The sequence below is a fragment of the Pseudomonadales bacterium genome (assembly GCA_024234435.1).
Classification (GTDB): Bacteria; Pseudomonadota; Gammaproteobacteria; order Pseudomonadales; family Porticoccaceae; genus JACKOF01.
Genome location: JACKOF010000001.1, coordinates 1,242,606 through 1,259,500 on the forward strand (window position 1 = coordinate 1,242,606; position 16,895 = coordinate 1,259,500).

The window sequence follows — 16,895 nt, forward strand, 5'->3', positions numbered from 1 at the left end:
TTCAGTTAGGGGCAATGATCAAACCAGATCAACCTCTGGCGCACGATTAAAAAGACGTTCAAATGATTCAGCAATCATGGGTTTGCCGTAAAGATACCCCTGCCCCAAACGGCAACCCGCCGCCTGCAGATAGTATTCCTGCATCCCTCTTTCAACACCAACAGCAACCACATCGATATCAAGTATTTCGCCAAGGCCAATCATGGCACGAATCAGTGTATCGCCCTGCTGACCCTGCTTGATATTCTGAAGATGCTGATTATCAATTTTGAGGCCGGACACAGGCAGACCTTTCAGATAACCAAACTCACTGCGGGTAACACCAAAATCATCAATGGTTACTGATACGCCTATCTCTCTCAGAGCCTGCACAAATCGCAGGCCACGCTTTTTATCCTGCAATAACGTCACTTCAGAGACTTCAACAATCAGATGAGTCGGCGACAAACCGGTTGCACCCAATACCTTTGCAACGGTGACTGCAAACTCGGGATTGTCGAGCTGATGATGAGAAACGTTCAGAGTCACGAACTGAACAGGGATTTTTTTCCTGAGCCAGGCCGCCATTTGTGAACAAACCTTCTCTAACACCCACTGCTCCATTTCTGGCAATAAACCCTCTGCATCAGCAATAGGCATGAATTGATGGGGCATAACCTGCCCTAACTGCTGATGCCTCCAGCGCAGTAAAGCCTCACAGCCTACAATCGCACCACTGTGCAAGATCACCTGAGGCTGAAACAACAGCTCCATCTGATCTCTCTTCATCGCCTGATGCAGCTCAGCCACAAAGAAGTCATCTACCCCTTTCTCGGGTTCAGCCTCGCTGCCAAAGAGGAAATAGGAGCCTCGCCCCTTTTCCATCTTCGCCTTGTACATAGCCGTGTCTGCACCCTTGACAATGCCCATCATATCGTCAGCATCTGTAGGGTAGATACCAACACCGACACTGGCAGAGGCATAGACCTCGTGTTCACTGAGTTGAAATACCGGATCAAAGCATTTAACAATTTTTTCGGCAATACTTTTTACTTCTTCCAGGCTATCCACCTGCTCGGCCACAATCGTAAACTCATCACCCGCCAGGCGGGCAACGGTATCACTCTCCCTGACAACCTTGGACAGCCTGTCAGCCACCATCTTCAGCAGTTCATCACCTACCGGGTGTCCCAGCTCATCATTGATAGCTTTAAAACTGTCCAGATCAATAAAATAGACCGCAAATTGACCATCCGATCGCCGTGCACGCTTGATTGCCTGGTCTACACGGTCAAAGAAAAGCCTCCGGTTCGGTAAACCCGTGAGGGTATCGTGGTTGGCGAGGTAGCGCAGCTCCTCTTCAGACTGGCGCAACTCCGTGATATCCGAGAAAAAAGCAACGTAATCCTTAATCTTGCCATTCAGGGATCGATGTACCGCCACCTTCATTCGGCCACTAAAAACCTCACCATTCTTGCGTTTGCTCCACACATCACCCTGCCAGCTACCCTGCTCACGGAGCCTGGAAAAAATTTCACGGTAAAAACGAAAACGATGGTCAGGGCTTTTAGGAAAGCCCAGCTTTCTGCCGCGCACTTCGTCAGCAGTGAAACCAGTAATCGCCGTAAATTCGGCATTGACTGAATAAATGTGCCGGTGTTCGTCAGCAACAATAATGGCGTCACTGGTGTTATTAAAAATTTCTGTCGACAACTCCAGTTCAGCGTTTCTTTCTTGCTCCTGGGTAACGTCCACAAAAACAATCGTAACGGTATCCGTACTCCTGACCGCGGGCTGAAAATGCACTCTGTAGGTACGATCACCCAGAGCATAAAACGACATAAAACTGCCACCTTGCCTGGCGCGATCAATATCGCCGAGCAGATCAGGCAGAGCAACGGCACACTCGTCGAGAGCCTGCTCAAGCAGCTCTCCGTGAGACCTAAACCGGACAAATTGGTCAGGGCTGACTAGACAAACCAGTGTTGAAGCTCGCGCCAAAGCTCCCAGCAACGAAGAACTCTCTACTGGCTCATCCACCCTTTGATAGAAAGGAATCGATATAACAGATAACACCCAGACAGCAACTAATGCCCAAGGGAATACCCACACGGGCAGGTTAACCAAGTGCCCATTAACGAGAAACAGCAGCACTGCGGCCATAAAAAAAGCCAGCGTGATGCCAATTTGCTTAGTTAGTTGCTGGCTAATTCGCCTACCCTCGTGAATTTCCACTATTTTCCCGGTGATATCCATATCTCGCAGCGAGCAGTATATAACAACGTTGCCGTTTGAGAACCCATTAAGTCGTATCCTCACTCTGGAAATTCAACCTTCCATCCACTCGCCATCTCCAGCTTGTAGACAAATCAAATCATTGCCTTGAGATACTCAATATTAGCCCATAAATACCTCATAAGAGCTGTTATTTACCGGCACTCTCAGTTAGAATGCCGCCCCTTCAGAGAGTGCCTACAGCACGAATAGTAAGAGTACCGGTCATTAAACCGGCAAGTGCAACAACAGAATTTATGGCGCGGTGGCAGAGTGGTTATGCAGCGGACTGCAACTCCGTGTACGCCGGTTCGATTCCGACCCGCGCCTCCACTATTCACCAGGGCTGAACATCAGCTTTGGGTGGTAGTCGATTTAAAAGCAAAAACTCATCCAATGTTTATGCCCGGGTGGTGAAATTGGTAGACACAAGGGACTTAAAATCCCTCGGCTGGAAACGGCCGTGCCGGTTCGACCCCGGCCCCGGGCACCATTTTCAAGCATCAGTGATACGAAAAATCAGTCTTCGCTATGCCTAGGTAACGCCTTGTTCCCGGCGCAGCCCTACTTACTTCCACTCTGCCGGATCCAATCCATAAAACGTCCTGAACTGGCCATACAGCTCCGGAAGTTTTGCCTTCATTTGTTTCGATTTTTCAAAAAACGACTCCGTTGCAACCGCAAAAAACTCTACAGCAGAAACAGCACCATATTCATCAATAACATCGTTTTTTCCATGAGTAACGCGGTTGATAAATTCAGCGTATTCCGCAGTCAGTACAGATGCCCATTCTTTGTAATGTGAACTTTCACGCAGCACTGGCAGGCCATCCATAAGGGTATTTTCCTCATCCAGTTTATGGGCGAACTCATGCAGAATAACATTGTGGCCATCATGCGGGTTGTCAGAGCCGTGAACCGTATCAGCCCATGACAGAACAACAGGGCCTCGGTGCCAGGACTCGCCAGCACGTGAGCTATCTTCGTGAATCTCGACAAGCCCGTCATATCTGACTTGTTTGGCAACGTAGGTGTGCGGATAAACGAGTATTGTTTCAAAACCGGGGAAGTGTTTTTTATCTCTATTCAATACCAGAATACAGGCGTTCCCCGCCACCGTTAAACGAACTTCGTCCGTAATTCTAAAGTCGTCACAGCCCACAAATACTTTGGTAGCAAGAAAATAGTTTACACAACCTTGTAATACCAACTGAAGATCTTTTGGCAACCGCGAATAGAGCGGCACATTTGCAACCAGAACATCAACATGCTCGGGTGCCAATGGCGAATCAAGCAGCTTGTTCAGATATTGATTGCGCCGGTAACGATGAACACCCCAGGCTATCAACACACAAACTGCTGTTCCAACAACAATGTATATCGGCAACCTATCTACCCTCTTCCAGTGAACTATCAGGTTACTTTAGATGCTCTGCTTGATTAAAACGAGTCAGGCTGCATGTCGTTAAGCACAACTCAGAGAACGCTGTATTACTTTTGGCGTACTGCGGCCAAAGCTTTACGTCGTTATTCAGGTAGTGAGAAATAGCAATTGAAAGCGCGACTCCATGCGAAACAATAAGAACATTGTTATCCGGGTGTGCCTGAATAATATCTTCAATGGCTTCTATCATGCGGATCTTAACGCTATTTAACGATTCGCCATCAGGTGGTGAAAAATCCCCCTCCTCGGTAAGCCTCGCCGAGATATTATGCTCACTTTCCAGCACCTCAAATGTTTTGCCCTCCCATTCACCGAAGCCAAACTCCATCAAGCGAGCGTCGAGGTTTACGGGTAGGTCAAAGCTTTTGGCAACAGCCTTGGCGGTATTTTTTGCTCGTTGCAAAGGGCTGGAATAAATCACATCGGGCCGCATGTAATTATGGAAATATGTACCGAGCTTTTGAGTTTGCAGGCGGCCGTTATCGGTTAGCTCTGTATCTGTGTGGCCATGCCATACTTTGTCGATATTAGCATAGGTCTCTCCATGACGAACCAAGCCTAGAGTTTGTGTTTTTGCCATTACGTTAAAAAGCCTCGTTATTATGCCATTTTCCAATCGACTACAGCTTGTTTAGCTACCGACATCCAGATTAAATTCGGCAATTTCGGTATCTTCACCGTTAATCCGCAATGAGATTGCCTGAACGCCGCTGTAATAACGGCGTGTAGTAATAGCACGAATGGGGTGCGACTTAGAAAGTGTTACTGTTTCGCCTTGCTTTATCACAAGTTTTTTCCATTTGAAGACCTTCGCCGCGCGGTTTCCATTCGATTTTACAAAATGAATAACGTAATCGACCATCAGCTCTTGTGGTGTTTTACCTTTCGATTTAAGTTCAGCAGAAAAAACCAGCGCATCACCAAGAACTACATTCGGTGTTTCAATACGGAGTTTGACTAACTCAAGCTTGGCAGGCTGTAAACCAAACGCCTCAAGTGTCTTTGGGTGCCCCTGCTTGATCAATGTGCGACACGCATGGCGTACCAGCTTCACCCGCTTCGGCGTTGCATCCTGTAACCATTCCCTCGCTATTTCAGCAACCAGTTCCGGATGATCTTTGGCAATATCATTCAGGTGGTTTGCTACGGATCGACGAACATACTCTTCGCTATCATCTCTTAACGCTTCCAATAATGGCAGTACCGGGCTTGGGTCGGCAATAAGCTGGGGCAGTTGCATCGCCCATGGCAGCCGCGGGCGAGTACCTTCCGAAACCAAACGGCGCACGTGTCGGTTAGGATCGTCAACCCAGGCACTCATCACGTTAAGCGCACGCTGCTGATCTGCCAGTAAAAAGTAACGAACGTCAAATTCTGACGAAAATCGTTTGGTCATTTCTTTTAGCAGCAATAGCGATTCTTCAAATGTATCTAACCCATGCTGCCCTACCACAGCACATAATGGCATCATTCCCCAACCGCGAATGCCATCATAATCACTTTGCTGCTCACCACTCTGGGTGACTTCTTCAGGGTGGAGCATGGCATAAAGTACTTTGTGGCGCGCCTGAGAGTTCTCTGGCAATACTCTGTGCACGTGATCCGCTATCAACTGCGAGCGCTCTTTTAACTCCAACGAGTCGAGTATATCGAGTATCCGGGATTCAAACCCAGCACTATCAAATTCATTGATGTGCTTTGCAAGATGGTAAGAAATACTGGCTACCAACTGAGGGGAGAATTTGTTTTTGAATGGTTCCATAGCGTCAATGAGAGTTTGTTATTTTAATTCACTCATCTTAAATCAAAATATTCAATATAGGGGCCTTCCGCAACACATTTCATTCCTTCTGTGAAGTCTCTGGTTTTCATAAGCATTTGTAAGAATGCTTTATGCCCCTCTATGGAATGCCATACTTCAAAGAGTGAAAAGCAATGAGGGTTTTCAACATTTTGTAAAATATCGAACTTTTCACACACATCACTGTTCAGCGCCTTCACCTGGCTTTGCTTTATCATAGCTAGCGCCTCTAAAGCCTCACCGTCTGCAGCCGTAACTTTCGCTATCGCAATAACTGACATGTCATTACCTCCCTGCGTTATTTTTTGGCTGAAAATAATCCGGCTTAAAACCAGCTGCGGTTTTTTCAACTGGCCTGATCAGTCTGGATTCACCATGGTAGTTTTGATAACTGTTACCCTCACTTACCCACTGATCAAAACCAACATGTGAATAAACATTGTTATAGCCCATTTCACGCAACGCTTTTACTACAAGCCCTGACCGATAACCTTTTTTGCAATAAACCACAATCTCCTGATCGGCATCTCTCAGTGTTCTGACAAGCACAAACTCAACAATCCCTCGTTGAACCCAGGCTGCCCCTTTAATATGCCCTGCGGTATATTCCTGTTCGGTTCGAACGTCAAGCAATACCAGTTTGGGGTTATCTTCAATGCGCTGCTTAAGTTCGCTATTGGATAGCATTTCGACTCCAGCCAATGCCTGCTCTTTTATTTCATCAATAGTGTCAACCTCACCGGTTCGCGGCATCGAGAAGACCACATGAGTAAAAGAAACCAGTAGAACGGCTGCCATACACAAGCGCTTTTTCTTTTTTATATCCATCACTTCATCCACGTATCTGATTAATGTGTAGAAGCTATTCTGGCTAATAAATTAGTGGTGGATAGTCAGGAAATCTGGAGTTTTAAATATTGTGAAGTTTGCGATTTAAATCAGGTTCCATTGAAGGGCCAGAGCGACGGCTTCGGGAGTTGTGCGAGCCGATAACGTAGTTTTGATTTTTGCTATGTGCTTATCTACAGCGTTTTGTGAAATAGACAATATATCTGAAATTTGTTTGGTTAGTTTGCCATTGACCAACAGTAACATTACCTCTTGCTGCCGCGAGGTAAGCTGCGGGGAGTTGTTACCCAAAAACAGCTCTTTATGTTGACGAAGGAAGCCCTGATTACACCGCTGCCCTAGTTCATATAATTCTTTTTCAATCGTCCCAATATAAGCGTTCAACTCCGCTAAAGAACCATCAAATGATAAAGCCAATACCGCTTTAAAACCTTTGACATTCTTTAACGGTAAGACAACACCCTTATTTACTGCGAAATCAGCGTTAAGCGACATCAGCTCTCGCTGTCTCGGCGTTAATATTGCTGACTGCCTGACTTTTCTGAAACTGGTGGGATCGTCATGCTTAAACCAATACGGAGTAAACGGATCTACACGGGCAAAATCAAGCTGGTTATAAGATTCAATAAAACCATCCGGGTAGCTACTCACCCTGTTAACTCTAATATTGCTGTTATCGTGATAATTGGGAATAGCGGAGTAAATCCAATGGTCGAACCCTAATACTGATAAGCGCTCAATAACCTTACCTGGATGGCCGCGGTTAAAACTTGTGGCAGGTATTGTTTGGCATTTCTGCATACGTAACCCCCTCCCAGCCTGGGTCTCAACTACTGGTTTCTTTAAGCGTCGGCCAAGCGGCTTTAAGATACATCACCATCGACCACAGAGTCAGTATTGCTGCGGCATACAGCAGCACAATACCCAAATAGGAATAGACCGGGTACTGCTCAGGATTTACCAGCAATAATACAGCGATAGCAATCATCTGCAGGGTGGTTTTGATTTTACCGACAAACGAAACAGCAACACTGGTGCGAGCGCCAATTTCTGCCATCCATTCCCGCAATGCAGAGATAACGATTTCACGACCGATGATGACCATAGTGGGCAATGCAAACGCTATGCTGGAATAGCTCTCCAGCAGCATTAATAACGCTACGGCAACGATCAGCTTGTCTGCAACAGGGTCAAGAAACGCACCAAAAGGGGTGTGTTGATCCAGCTTTCGGGCCAGATAACCATCCAGCCAGTCAGTTATTGCGGCAAGGCCAAAGATTGCCGCACTAGCCAAATAGCGTCCTTCCCAAGGCAAATAGAACGCCAGTACGAATAGCGGAATAAGCACAATCCGCAACAGGGTAAGAATATTTGGCAAGTTCCACATAGGGTCCTCTTTGTCAGGTTCAGGATGAAGTAACAATGTTCAACTTACCCATTGCGCAAGGCACTGTAAATAGCTTCTGCAACTTTTCGGCTGATTGTGGGAACTCGCATTAATTCAGCAACGCTGGCCCGCTCAACCTCTTTAAGTCCTCCAAAAAAACGCAACAATTCACGCCTTCGTCCAGGCCCGACCCCCTCAATGTTTTCCAACGGAGAAGTTCTGCGTTTTTTATCGCGACGCTGCCGGTGACCGGTAATCGCAAACCGGTGTGCCTCATCACGAACCTGCTGCACTAACAGCAACCCGGATGACTGGATATCAAGCTCAATTTCCCTGTCACCCACTACAAGAAACAGCGTTTCAAAACCCGGCTTGCGGGTAACCCCCTTGGCAACTCCAACCACCGTAATGCCTGCTACACCAAGTTCGTTCAGTGCCGACTGTGCCTTCCTCATTTGCCCGATGCCACCATCAATGAGAAGCACATCCGGCATTTTACCTTCGCCTTTTTGCAGGCGGGTGTAACGCCGGGTCAACGCTTGCTCCATTGCCGCGTAATCATCTCCCGGTTCAATACCTTCAATATTGAAACGCCTGTAATCGGATTTAACCGCACCTTCCTGATTGAAAACCACACATGAGGCAACCGTGGCTTCACCGCTGCTATGGCTGATATCAAAACACTCCAGCCGCTCGGGAGGCTCGTCCATCTGTAATGCTTCACCCAAAGCCGTAAATTTCTGCAGCAAATTCTTTCGTTCCGCCAGACGCCCCGCCAGGTTCTGCTGTGCAGTACGCAACGCAAGTTGCAACCATTGCTGCCGGGTACTTCGGCTGCGGGAATTAATCAAAACCTTTCTGCCCGCCGCTCCACTCAGGGCGGACTCCAGCAGCTCCTCATCCGGTATCGTCTCCGGCAGCAGCACCTCTCTGGGGAAATCTCCCCGGGCACCTTCCCGCAAGTAGTACTGCGGCATAAAGTCCACCAGCACATCGGCAGAAGATGAAGCCAGAGGGACTTTAGGATAAAAGCTGCGGCTTCCCAGTATCCGCCCATGGCGGATGTAAAGCATGTGTACGCAAGCCTTGTCACCCTCATTGGCCGCAGCTATTACATCAATATTACCTTTGCCTGACTCGATAACCTGCTCGGCCTGTACCTTGCGCAATGAAATAATCTGATCTCGTATTTCTGCCGCCCGCTCATAGGCAAATTCGGCAGCAGCCTTGTCCATATCCTTTTCCAGCTCACGCACCAGCTTATCACTGCCACCTTGTAAGAACATGGCTGTATGGCGCACATCACGTTGATAGCTTTTGGTGTCTATCAACCCCACACAGGGTGCCGTGCATCGTTTTATCTGATATTGCAGGCAAGGTCTGGCGCGATTCCGGAAAACAGCGTCTTCACATTGCCGGACCCGAAACGTTTTCTGTAGAAAACTCATGCTGTCTCGCACTGCCTGAGCCCCGGGAAACGGACCAAAATAACTGCCTTTGCGTTTTTTGGCCCCCCGATGAAAGGATAACCGGGGATACGAATCACGGTCCGACAGAAAAATGTAAGGGTAGGACTTATCGTCTCGCAACAGAATATTATAAGGCGGCCGAGCCTGCTTGATCAGGTTCTGTTCCAGTATTAAGGCTTCCACTTCGGTTTCAGTAATCGTGACATCAATTCGGGCGATGCGGGATACCAATGCCTGTGTTTTCGGCGGCAACCCGGATTTTCGGAAATAACTGCTCACTCGCTTGCGCAAATTGCGGGCTTTACCCACATAAAGCACTGCGCCTTCGGCATCAATCATCTGATAAATGCCCGGGTGCTGGGTAAGTTGCTTGAGAAAAGGCTGGTAATCGAACGACATAGGCAAATTGTAACCCAGCCGGGCGTGGTTTTGACGTTCAAATATTGGAGATGAGAAGGAAATTTATCCGAGGTTTTACCTCATTAAACCAGATCTGAAGGATCCACCAGACCAAACTTAACGGCCGACAGCGTCAGCTCTACATCATTGTTGACACCCACTTTTTCAAAAATCCGGTATTTGTAAGTATTGATGGTTTTCGGGCTGACATGAAGTGTGTCGGCAATATCTGATACCCGCCGACCGCTGGTGATCATTTCTGCTACCTGCAATTCACGCTCGGATAACTGACTGAAAGGCGATGCATCCAGCCTGCCATTCAGGTTACTGGTCACCATCTGCTGGGCCAGGGTCGGGCTGACGTAGACTTTATTCATTATCACTGTCTGCACCGCCATACTCACTTCGGCGGAGTCTGCATTTTTAGTGATATAACCGGAAGCACCTGCATTCAGCAAACGTGATGGATAAACCTCGTCACTAAACGCGCTGACCACAATAACCTTGATTTCCGGGTGTGCAGCCAGAATACGGCGGGTAGCTTCAAGACCACCTATGCCAGGCATGCGGATATCCATAAACACAATATCCGGGTGGTATTGGCGAACTTTTTCAAGACTTGTTTCACCACTGTCCGCTTCAGCCACAACACAAATGCCCGGCACGTCATTCAAGAGCCGGATAATGCCCAGACGGACCAGGTCGTGATCATCCACTACCAACACTTTTTTCATAGCAGTTCCCGCAGCCACTCTCTCCATCACCACCATCCCTGTGTCTTAATACTTTTCTGGCTTAGTTCATCAAACCATAGACCGGGCTCACAAATAAACCCTGGGTTCTATTTCCAAGCTAACACCATACCGCTCTTTCACCGAGGCGGAAATATCGGCTGCCAGCTCAAGCAGCTCCAATCCGCTGCCCCCGTTATTAACCAGCACCAAAGCTTGATGTTCGTGAACACCGACATTACCACGCCGAAAGCCTTTCCAGCCGCACTGTTCTATCAGCCACCCGGCAGCCAGTTTTTCTTCATTGCCAGGCTGGGAATAACTCACCAGCGCTGGGAATTTGCATCGGATTTCTTCAGCCTGCTTTGAACTGATGACCGGGTTTTTAAAAAAGCTGCCTACATTGGGTGCTTTTTCAGGGTCCGGCAGTTTGCTGCGACGTATGGCACACACTGTTTCTGCCACTAATTCCGGTGTTATGTCTTCCGTCTCACGCAGCGCAGACTGCAGTGCCGGGTACTCAATTCTCAACGCCGCCTCGGTGGAAAGTGTCAGCTGAATGTCACAAATGGCAAAGCGGTCACGGTAACGGTGTTTGAAAATACTGTCACGGTAACCAAACTGGCAATCTGCGGCATCCATACGGATAACTTCTCCCGAATTCAGATCAACCGCTTTCAGCGCCACGAAGCGATCTTTCAGTTCCACCCCGTAGGCACCAATGTTCTGAATGGGTGCAGCACCGGCCATACCCGGAATCAGAGCCAGATTCTCTAGCCCGAACCATCGGTTAGCCAGTGTAATTTCAACCAGTTTATGCCAGTTTTCACCGGCGCCCACCGTCATTAATCGCCTGTCATCAGTTTGCTCGTCCAACCGTAAACCGGGAATAGCGATGGCAATCACCAGACCAGCCATATGTTTTGTCAGTACCACGTTCGTACCACCGCCCAGAATGGTAATAGGGTAACAGTGCTGGTTGGCGTAACGGATGGCTTCCTGCAATTGCTCAACAGTAGTGATGCGGCAAAAGAACTCTGCCTTAACATCTATCGCCAGACTATTGTGCTGCCTTAACGAGCGGCCGGTTTCCAGCGTCAACATCCGGTCACCATCCATGCTGTTCGCAAATGTGATTCAACAGCCCCGCTGAAGCCCGCTCGACCAGATCAAACACATCCTCAAAGCCCTGCTTGCCGCCAAAGTAAGGATCTGGCACCTCCTCCAAAGGTCCCCCACCAAAAGGCAGAAACAGCCCGAGATAACCTTTATAGCGGTCATCACGCATTTCTTTAAGATCGGCCAGATTCTGATAATCCATCGCCAGAATGTAATCGAACAGCTGGAAGTCACCACGAGTGACCCGGCGGGCGCGCAGGTGACTCATATCCATTCCCCGACCCAGCGCCGTCGCCTGCGCCCTTTTATCAGGTGGCTTGCCGATATGCCAATCGCCGGTTCCGGCAGAATCCACAATCACTCTACCGGAAAGGCCTCGCTCGCTAACCATGGCTTCAAACATACTGTGTGCAGTAGGCGAACGACAAATATTGCCAAGGCAAACAAACAACACGCCGACATCTGCTTTCATCAGATATCTTCGCCCATCAGATCAACAATCCGCAGCAGGTCCGCTTCGGTATCTACTCCACCGGGCACATCTGCAACCGCCTCGGCAATGTGAATACCGGTGCCATTCCACAAAAAGCGCAGTTGCTCCAAGCATTCCAGCTGCTCCATGGGGGCAACCGGCCAGCCAACAAACTGATCCAGCTGTTCCACACGGTAGGCATAAATACCGATATGACGCATGGGCTTTAATGTCTCAGACATGCGCTGCATCGGGTCGTCAACTTCTCCAGCCAGAAGGTCGCGGGGCCAAGGGATAGGTGCCCGGCTAAAATACATGGCCATACCCCGGGCATCCGCTAGCGCCTTGACCACGTTGGGGTTCCGGAAATCGTCGTATTTGAAAATAGCTTCAACCAGTGTTGCCACACCCGCATGAGGGTTGTTTGACAGATTTTCTGCCACCTGATTAATCACCTCTGGCGGGATCAACGGCTCATCGCCCTGGACATTAACAACAATATCCTGGGCATTGAGGCCCAATATCCCTGCCACCTCCTGAAGTCGATCAGTACCCGACGGATGCTCTGCCGATGTCATACAGCAGTCACCACCAAAGTCCTCAACGACATCGGCAATACGCTGATCGTCAGTCGCCACGACTACCCGATCAGCGGCACTGAGTGAGGCCTGTTCGTAGACGCGCTGAATCATAGGCTTGCCAGCAATGTCACGCAATGGTTTACCAGGCAAGCGAGACGAACTGTAGCGAGCGGGAATGACAACATTAAATTTCATATTCAAACCTTGGGAAAAATCACGTTAACGGGGCAAGTCGTCACAGACTTTCGAATTATGCCGTTTTTTTCGTTTGGCAACAGATGACCTTTTGCACTAACTGCTGTAAAAAGTGCTCATCAACTCTGGCCGCGACTGACAATGACCAGATATCCACATCCACCGTTCCGGGGTCAAAATCAACCAGCTTTACCGCATCCTTGGCGGTCACAACAACAGGCTTTCGGTCCTCAAACAACAACTCGCTGCCGGTAAAGACATGATGGTCCGGATACGCATGCAGCTCCACATCAAACCCCAGCCGTTGCAATGTGTCGGCAAACCGTTGCGGATGACCGATACCGGCAACCGCGTGTACCTTTTTATCGCCGCTCCAGGCATGCGCGTCAATCACCTTCTGATCACCCAAGCGGGTAAATGCCAATGCTTCAATCGCCATCTCATAACGACCAGGGTGACTCAGGAAAAAGTCTCCTGATGCCGTGTTGACCACAACAAAATCTACTGTTTGCAATCGCTCTGGTGGTTCTCGCAGCGGCCCGGCTGGCAGACAGAAACCATTACCGAAGCCCCGCTGACCATCTATCACAGCAATCTCAATATCACGCTGCATTGCATAATGTTGCAAACCGTCATCACTGAATACGACATCACAATCCTGCTGTTGCAGCAGGTAGTGAACAGCCCGGTCACGATCTGGATCCACAACCACCGGGCACTTTCCCGCGTACAGCAGAGGCTCATCCCCCACTTCGCTAGACACGCTACCCGGAGTAACCAAACAAGGATATGACAAGCATTTGCCACCGTAACCGCGGCTGACAACGCCAGGACGAAAGCCCTGCCCGGTAAAGTAATCAATAATAGACAGCAACAGTGGGGTTTTTCCGGTGCCACCCACAGAAATATTACCCACCACCACCACCGGAACAGAAAATGGCGGCCTGACTTTTTTCTGCAACCGCCGTTTGCGAAACCCGGACAGACCTGTAAACAGCCAACTGAGCGGTAACAGTAAAGCCGCCCAGCTGCCGCGACGGTACCAGGCTCTTTCCAATGCTGACTGGTTCATGAATAGGCTATCACCGCGAACTCACGAGTCTTCCCGTTGTTCGGTAAACTGCTTGCGGTACAGGCTGGCATAACGTCCACCCGACTCCAGTAATGTACGATGACTGCCCTGCTCCACAATTCGTCCCTGTTCAAGAACCAGAATGCGATCACAATTTTCGACCGTGCTCAGTCGGTGTGCAATCACAAATGTCGTCCTACCTTTCATTAAACCTTCAAGCGCCGCTTGAATATGGTGCTCTGATTCAGTGTCCAGTGCCGAGGTAGCCTCATCCAGAATTAACACGGGCGCATCTTTCAACAACGCACGGGCAATAGCCAGTCGCTGACGCTGCCCACCGGACAGCATCACGCCGTCATCACCGACCACCGTTTTAAAACCTTCTGGCAACTGTTCAATAAAGCCCAGAGCGTGGGCCGCCCTTGCTGCAGCCCGAACCTCTTCCTCACTCCGACCAGCAAGCTCGCCATAGGCAATATTGTTATAAATCGTGTCGTTAAAAAGCGTCACGTTCTGTGATACCAGTGCAACATGATCGCGCAGGTTGGCAAGGGTGTAATCGTTAACATCCACACCGTCCAGCAAAATTTCGCCCTGAGTGTGCCTATAAAATCGAGGAATTAAGCTCACCAGTGTTGTTTTACCGCTGCCCGACGCGCCGACCAACGCCACAGACTCGCCCGCAGCCACACTAAAATTAATGTCGTTGAGTACCGGCTGTTCACCATCGTAGGAAAAGCTGACACCCCTGAACTCGAAATCACCTCTGACCCGGGGTTTCTCAATGGTGCCTAAATCCGTTTCTTCTCCTTCATCCAGCGTGGTAAAGATAGTCCCGGCTGCCGCCACCCCTCGCTGAATAATACTGTTGACTTCAGAAAGCTGCCGGATAGGTTTCGCCATAAGACCGGCAGCCAATAAAAACTGCACAAACTCCCCACCAGACATATCGGTAAGCACCTCTGGCGATAAGGCCATCCAGACAAGTACCGATAAAGATGCGCCCACCAGCATTTGAATAACCGGCGTACTTAACCCTTCCGCCACAGCCAGTTTCATTTGCTGCCTGCGATTATAGTTGCTGGCGCGAAACATTCGTTTGCGTTCATAATCCTCGCCACCGAACAGACGCATTTCCCGATAACCACTGACGGATTCCTGCGTCACCTGAGTCACGTCACCCACCGACGCCTGAATACGCCGACTCAGAGTGCGAAATCGTTTACTGACGAGCCCCACGAGAATGCCTATCACCGGTAATACCAGCAAAAAAATGATTGCCAACCGCCAATTCAGATAAAACAGATAAAAGACCAGACCAATAACCAGAGAACCGGCACGAAATACGGTTTTTAGCGCGCCGGTTGCCGCCTGTGTCACCTGCGCCACATGAAAAGTGACTCTGGAAACCAAATGCCCGGACATACTCTGATCAAAATAGTGACTGGGCAAACGGGTGTATTTGTTAAACAGCATGATGCGCAAATTGTGAACCAGATACTGCGTGACGTAAGACATGCAGTAACTGCCGACAAAAAACCCGATACCACGAACCACCACAATACCGAACATCACCAGTGGAATAATGAAACGGCTGCCAAGGCCACCAACGTCATCCGACAACAAACCGACTAACCAGGAGGTAATTCCGCTTCCCTGCCCGCTTGCAACAGCAGGCAATTCCGCTGAATCTCCCGACGTTGCGGCAATGGTATTGATGGTATAACCAAACAGGTCGACGGAAAGAATTTCCATCGAGGAAAACAGCATCAGACCCAGGATACTGAGTAAAAAAACGCTCCAGTACAGTTTCAGCTGCGATAATAATCGAAAATAAACCTGTGCCCCGGACATGGAGGGGTGAACTTCTTCGTACTTATCCCTTGTCACGTCTACTCCCGCGAAGGTTCAGCCGACTGCCCGGCAGGCTGCTGAGTGGTAATCTGTAAATGTACGAATCCCATTCGACCTGCGGCATCCATCGCCGTAATTACTGACTGGTGCGACGCCTTAGCATCCGCGGTGATAATCATGGGCAGCTCCGAATCACCACCGGAAACCTCATAAAGACCTTTCATCAGGGTTTCTATATCTCTGTTGACCAGGGCATTGCCATTAATGCTGTAACTGCCATCCCTGTTCACCAGCACTTCAACAACCATGGCCGGTTGTTCCACCGATTCACCTTCAGCTTCGGGCAAATCAATCACCAAGTGAGTTTCTTTGGTAAAGGTGGTCGACACCATAAAGAAAATCAACAGCAGGAATACCACATCGATCAATGGCGTCAAATTGACGCCATTTTCGGATTTACGTTGACGGCGAAACTTCAATGGCTTTCATCCATTTTAAAACGCCGATCGCCATGCAATGCGTCTACCAGCTTGATCGACTGCTCCTCCATGTCAACCACTAGCGAGTCCACCCTGCGCTCAAAATAACGGTGACAAATCATAGCGGGGATAGCTACCGTCAAGCCCGCTGCAGTAGTAATCAACGCTTCGGAAATACCCCCCGCCAGCACACCCGCATTGCCTGTGCCTTCAATCATAATGGCGGTAAATACCTTGATCATACCAATAACGGTGCCAAGCAGCCCTAACAAAGGTGCGATAGCCGCAATGGTCCCCAGTGGGGCTAAATACTTTTCAAGTTCATGCACAACCTGGCTGGCAGCTTCTTCAATACTGTCTTTCATCACTTCACGGCCATGGCTCGAATTACTGATCCCTGCCGCCAGAATCGTTCCCAGAGGCGAAGACTGACGTAACTGACTCAGTTTTTCCCGATCAAAAGTTTCATGTTTCAGCCAATTCCAGACCTGCCCCAGTAAGGTAGGAGGTACAACTTTTTCCGGCCTGAGAGTCCAGTAGCGTTCAAATGAAATCGCAATCACAATGATTGAGCAAAGAATAATTGGCAGCATCAGCCAGCCACCGGCAACGACGAGTTCGTACACTGAATACCCCACTAAAGCCAAAGTGCCAAAACTGTACCATATTCATTCGCTTTCAGCTAAGAAAGACAACGTAATTAGTCCACAGATTTGATAGCCCGCACCGCCTTTGCAATCAGCTACCGCCGCCAGCAAAACACGCACATTTCCCGACAAGCACTGTTATG

The 16,895-nt window shown here is 49.1% G+C and carries 17 protein-coding genes and 2 tRNA genes; 2 read left to right on the top strand and 17 right to left on the bottom strand.

Going from position 1 to position 16,895, the window contains the following annotated elements; all coding sequences use genetic code 11:
* Positions 1-18: 18 nt before the first annotated feature.
* Entirely contained in the window at positions 19-2,235 is a 2,217-nt protein-coding gene (locus H7A02_05715) for an EAL domain-containing protein (GenBank protein ID MCP5171748.1), read from the bottom strand.
* A gap of 277 nt (positions 2,236-2,512) precedes the next feature.
* On the opposite strand from H7A02_05715, the gene H7A02_05720 reads away from it, so the two are divergent.
* Both H7A02_05720 and H7A02_05725 read left to right on the top strand, forming a co-directional pair.
* Positions 2,513-2,586: transfer RNA gene (locus tag H7A02_05720), tRNA-Cys, on the top strand.
* 71 nt (positions 2,587-2,657) lie between these two features.
* Positions 2,658-2,746, top strand: a tRNA-Leu gene (locus tag H7A02_05725).
* Between the two features lie 75 nt (positions 2,747-2,821).
* Here H7A02_05725 and H7A02_05730 read toward each other — a convergent pair.
* From H7A02_05730 to H7A02_05805, 16 genes are all read right to left on the bottom strand, one after another.
* The gene (locus H7A02_05730; GenBank protein ID MCP5171749.1) at positions 2,822-3,604 is read right to left on the bottom strand and encodes a zinc-dependent peptidase; all 783 of its coding nucleotides are present in this window, start codon (positions 3,602-3,604) and stop codon (positions 2,822-2,824) included.
* 67 nt (positions 3,605-3,671) lie between these two features.
* Positions 3,672-4,277, bottom strand: a complete 606-nt coding sequence (locus tag H7A02_05735; protein MCP5171750.1) for a histidine phosphatase family protein — start codon at positions 4,275-4,277, stop codon at positions 3,672-3,674.
* A gap of 51 nt (positions 4,278-4,328) precedes the next feature.
* Positions 4,329-5,459: a DNA alkylation repair protein gene (locus tag H7A02_05740; GenBank protein ID MCP5171751.1), complete on the bottom strand. Its 1,131-nt coding sequence runs from the start codon at positions 5,457-5,459 to the stop codon at positions 4,329-4,331.
* A gap of 32 nt (positions 5,460-5,491) precedes the next feature.
* A complete protein-coding gene (locus H7A02_05745) occupies positions 5,492-5,779 on the bottom strand; it encodes a hypothetical protein (protein ID MCP5171752.1) in 288 nt (95 codons plus the stop codon).
* Between the two features lie 4 nt (positions 5,780-5,783).
* On the bottom strand, positions 5,784-6,296 hold the full coding sequence (locus tag H7A02_05750) for a rhodanese-like domain-containing protein (GenBank protein MCP5171753.1): 513 nt from the start codon (positions 6,294-6,296) through the stop codon (positions 5,784-5,786).
* Positions 6,297-6,431: 135 nt separating this feature from the next.
* A complete protein-coding gene (locus H7A02_05755) occupies positions 6,432-7,148 on the bottom strand; it encodes an autoinducer binding domain-containing protein (protein MCP5171754.1) in 717 nt (238 codons plus the stop codon).
* 25 nt (positions 7,149-7,173) lie between these two features.
* Positions 7,174-7,734 carry a CDP-diacylglycerol--glycerol-3-phosphate 3-phosphatidyltransferase gene (pgsA, locus tag H7A02_05760; protein MCP5171755.1) on the bottom strand — a complete coding sequence of 187 codons (561 nt, stop codon included), beginning with the start codon at positions 7,732-7,734 and terminating at the stop codon, positions 7,174-7,176.
* Positions 7,735-7,778: 44 nt separating this feature from the next.
* On the bottom strand, positions 7,779-9,602 hold the full coding sequence (gene uvrC / locus H7A02_05765; protein MCP5171756.1) for an excinuclease ABC subunit UvrC: 1,824 nt from the start codon (positions 9,600-9,602) through the stop codon (positions 7,779-7,781).
* 83 nt (positions 9,603-9,685) lie between these two features.
* Complete coding sequence (locus H7A02_05770) at positions 9,686-10,336, bottom strand: response regulator (protein MCP5171757.1); 651 nt, start codon at positions 10,334-10,336, stop codon at positions 9,686-9,688.
* An 87-nt stretch (positions 10,337-10,423) separates the two neighbouring features.
* Entirely contained in the window at positions 10,424-11,437 is a 1,014-nt protein-coding gene (gene murB, locus H7A02_05775) for a UDP-N-acetylmuramate dehydrogenase (GenBank protein MCP5171758.1), read from the bottom strand.
* Positions 11,438-11,441: 4 nt separating this feature from the next.
* Positions 11,442-11,924, bottom strand: coding sequence for a low molecular weight phosphotyrosine protein phosphatase (locus H7A02_05780; protein ID MCP5171759.1), 483 nt, complete (start codon positions 11,922-11,924; stop codon positions 11,442-11,444).
* The gene (kdsB, locus tag H7A02_05785) at positions 11,924-12,700 is read right to left on the bottom strand and encodes a 3-deoxy-manno-octulosonate cytidylyltransferase (GenBank protein MCP5171760.1); all 777 of its coding nucleotides are present in this window, start codon (positions 12,698-12,700) and stop codon (positions 11,924-11,926) included. The genes H7A02_05780 and kdsB overlap by 1 nt, the downstream gene beginning before the upstream one ends.
* 55 nt (positions 12,701-12,755) lie before the next feature.
* Positions 12,756-13,772 (bottom strand): tetraacyldisaccharide 4'-kinase, encoded by a 1,017-nt coding sequence (locus tag H7A02_05790; protein ID MCP5171761.1) that lies wholly within the window; start codon positions 13,770-13,772, stop codon positions 12,756-12,758.
* Between the two features lie 21 nt (positions 13,773-13,793).
* Positions 13,794-15,626 (bottom strand): lipid A export permease/ATP-binding protein MsbA, encoded by a 1,833-nt coding sequence (gene msbA, locus H7A02_05795; GenBank protein ID MCP5171762.1) that lies wholly within the window; start codon positions 15,624-15,626, stop codon positions 13,794-13,796.
* Positions 15,627-15,664: 38 nt separating this feature from the next.
* Complete coding sequence (locus tag H7A02_05800; protein MCP5171763.1) at positions 15,665-16,105, bottom strand: biopolymer transporter ExbD; 441 nt, start codon at positions 16,103-16,105, stop codon at positions 15,665-15,667.
* Complete coding sequence (locus H7A02_05805; GenBank protein ID MCP5171764.1) at positions 16,102-16,731, bottom strand: MotA/TolQ/ExbB proton channel family protein; 630 nt, start codon at positions 16,729-16,731, stop codon at positions 16,102-16,104. Before H7A02_05805 ends, H7A02_05800 begins: the two co-directional genes overlap by 4 nt.
* Positions 16,732-16,895: the final 164 nt, after the last annotated feature.

What these genes read in the sequence shown, in the direction of transcription:
- H7A02_05715 (MCP5171748.1), bottom strand. Translation starts at nt 2,235, where the DNA reads ATGGATATCACCGGGAAAATAGTGGAAATTCACGAGGGTAGGCGAATT.
- H7A02_05750 (MCP5171753.1), bottom strand. Translation starts at nt 6,296, where the DNA reads ATGGCAGCCGTTCTACTGGTTTCTTTTACTCATGTGGTCTTCTCGATG.
- murB (MCP5171758.1), bottom strand. Translation starts at nt 11,437, where the DNA reads ATGTTGACGCTGGAAACCGGCCGCTCGTTAAGGCAGCACAATAGTCTG.
- H7A02_05770 (MCP5171757.1), bottom strand. Translation starts at nt 10,336, where the DNA reads ATGAAAAAAGTGTTGGTAGTGGATGATCACGACCTGGTCCGTCTGGGC.
- kdsB (MCP5171760.1), bottom strand. Translation starts at nt 12,700, where the DNA reads ATGAAATTTAATGTTGTCATTCCCGCTCGCTACAGTTCGTCTCGCTTG.
- pgsA (MCP5171755.1), bottom strand. Translation starts at nt 7,734, where the DNA reads ATGTGGAACTTGCCAAATATTCTTACCCTGTTGCGGATTGTGCTTATT.
- H7A02_05740 (MCP5171751.1), bottom strand. Translation starts at nt 5,459, where the DNA reads ATGGAACCATTCAAAAACAAATTCTCCCCTCAGTTGGTAGCCAGTATT.
- H7A02_05745 (MCP5171752.1), bottom strand. Translation starts at nt 5,779, where the DNA reads ATGTCAGTTATTGCGATAGCGAAAGTTACGGCTGCAGACGGTGAGGCT.
- H7A02_05755 (MCP5171754.1), bottom strand. Translation starts at nt 7,148, where the DNA reads ATGCAGAAATGCCAAACAATACCTGCCACAAGTTTTAACCGCGGCCAT.
- msbA (MCP5171762.1), bottom strand. Translation starts at nt 15,626, where the DNA reads ATGTCCGGGGCACAGGTTTATTTTCGATTATTATCGCAGCTGAAACTG.
- H7A02_05735 (MCP5171750.1), bottom strand. Translation starts at nt 4,277, where the DNA reads ATGGCAAAAACACAAACTCTAGGCTTGGTTCGTCATGGAGAGACCTAT.
- H7A02_05790 (MCP5171761.1), bottom strand. Translation starts at nt 13,772, where the DNA reads ATGAACCAGTCAGCATTGGAAAGAGCCTGGTACCGTCGCGGCAGCTGG.
- uvrC (MCP5171756.1), bottom strand. Translation starts at nt 9,602, where the DNA reads ATGTCGTTCGATTACCAGCCTTTTCTCAAGCAACTTACCCAGCACCCG.
- H7A02_05780 (MCP5171759.1), bottom strand. Translation starts at nt 11,924, where the DNA reads ATGAAAGCAGATGTCGGCGTGTTGTTTGTTTGCCTTGGCAATATTTGT.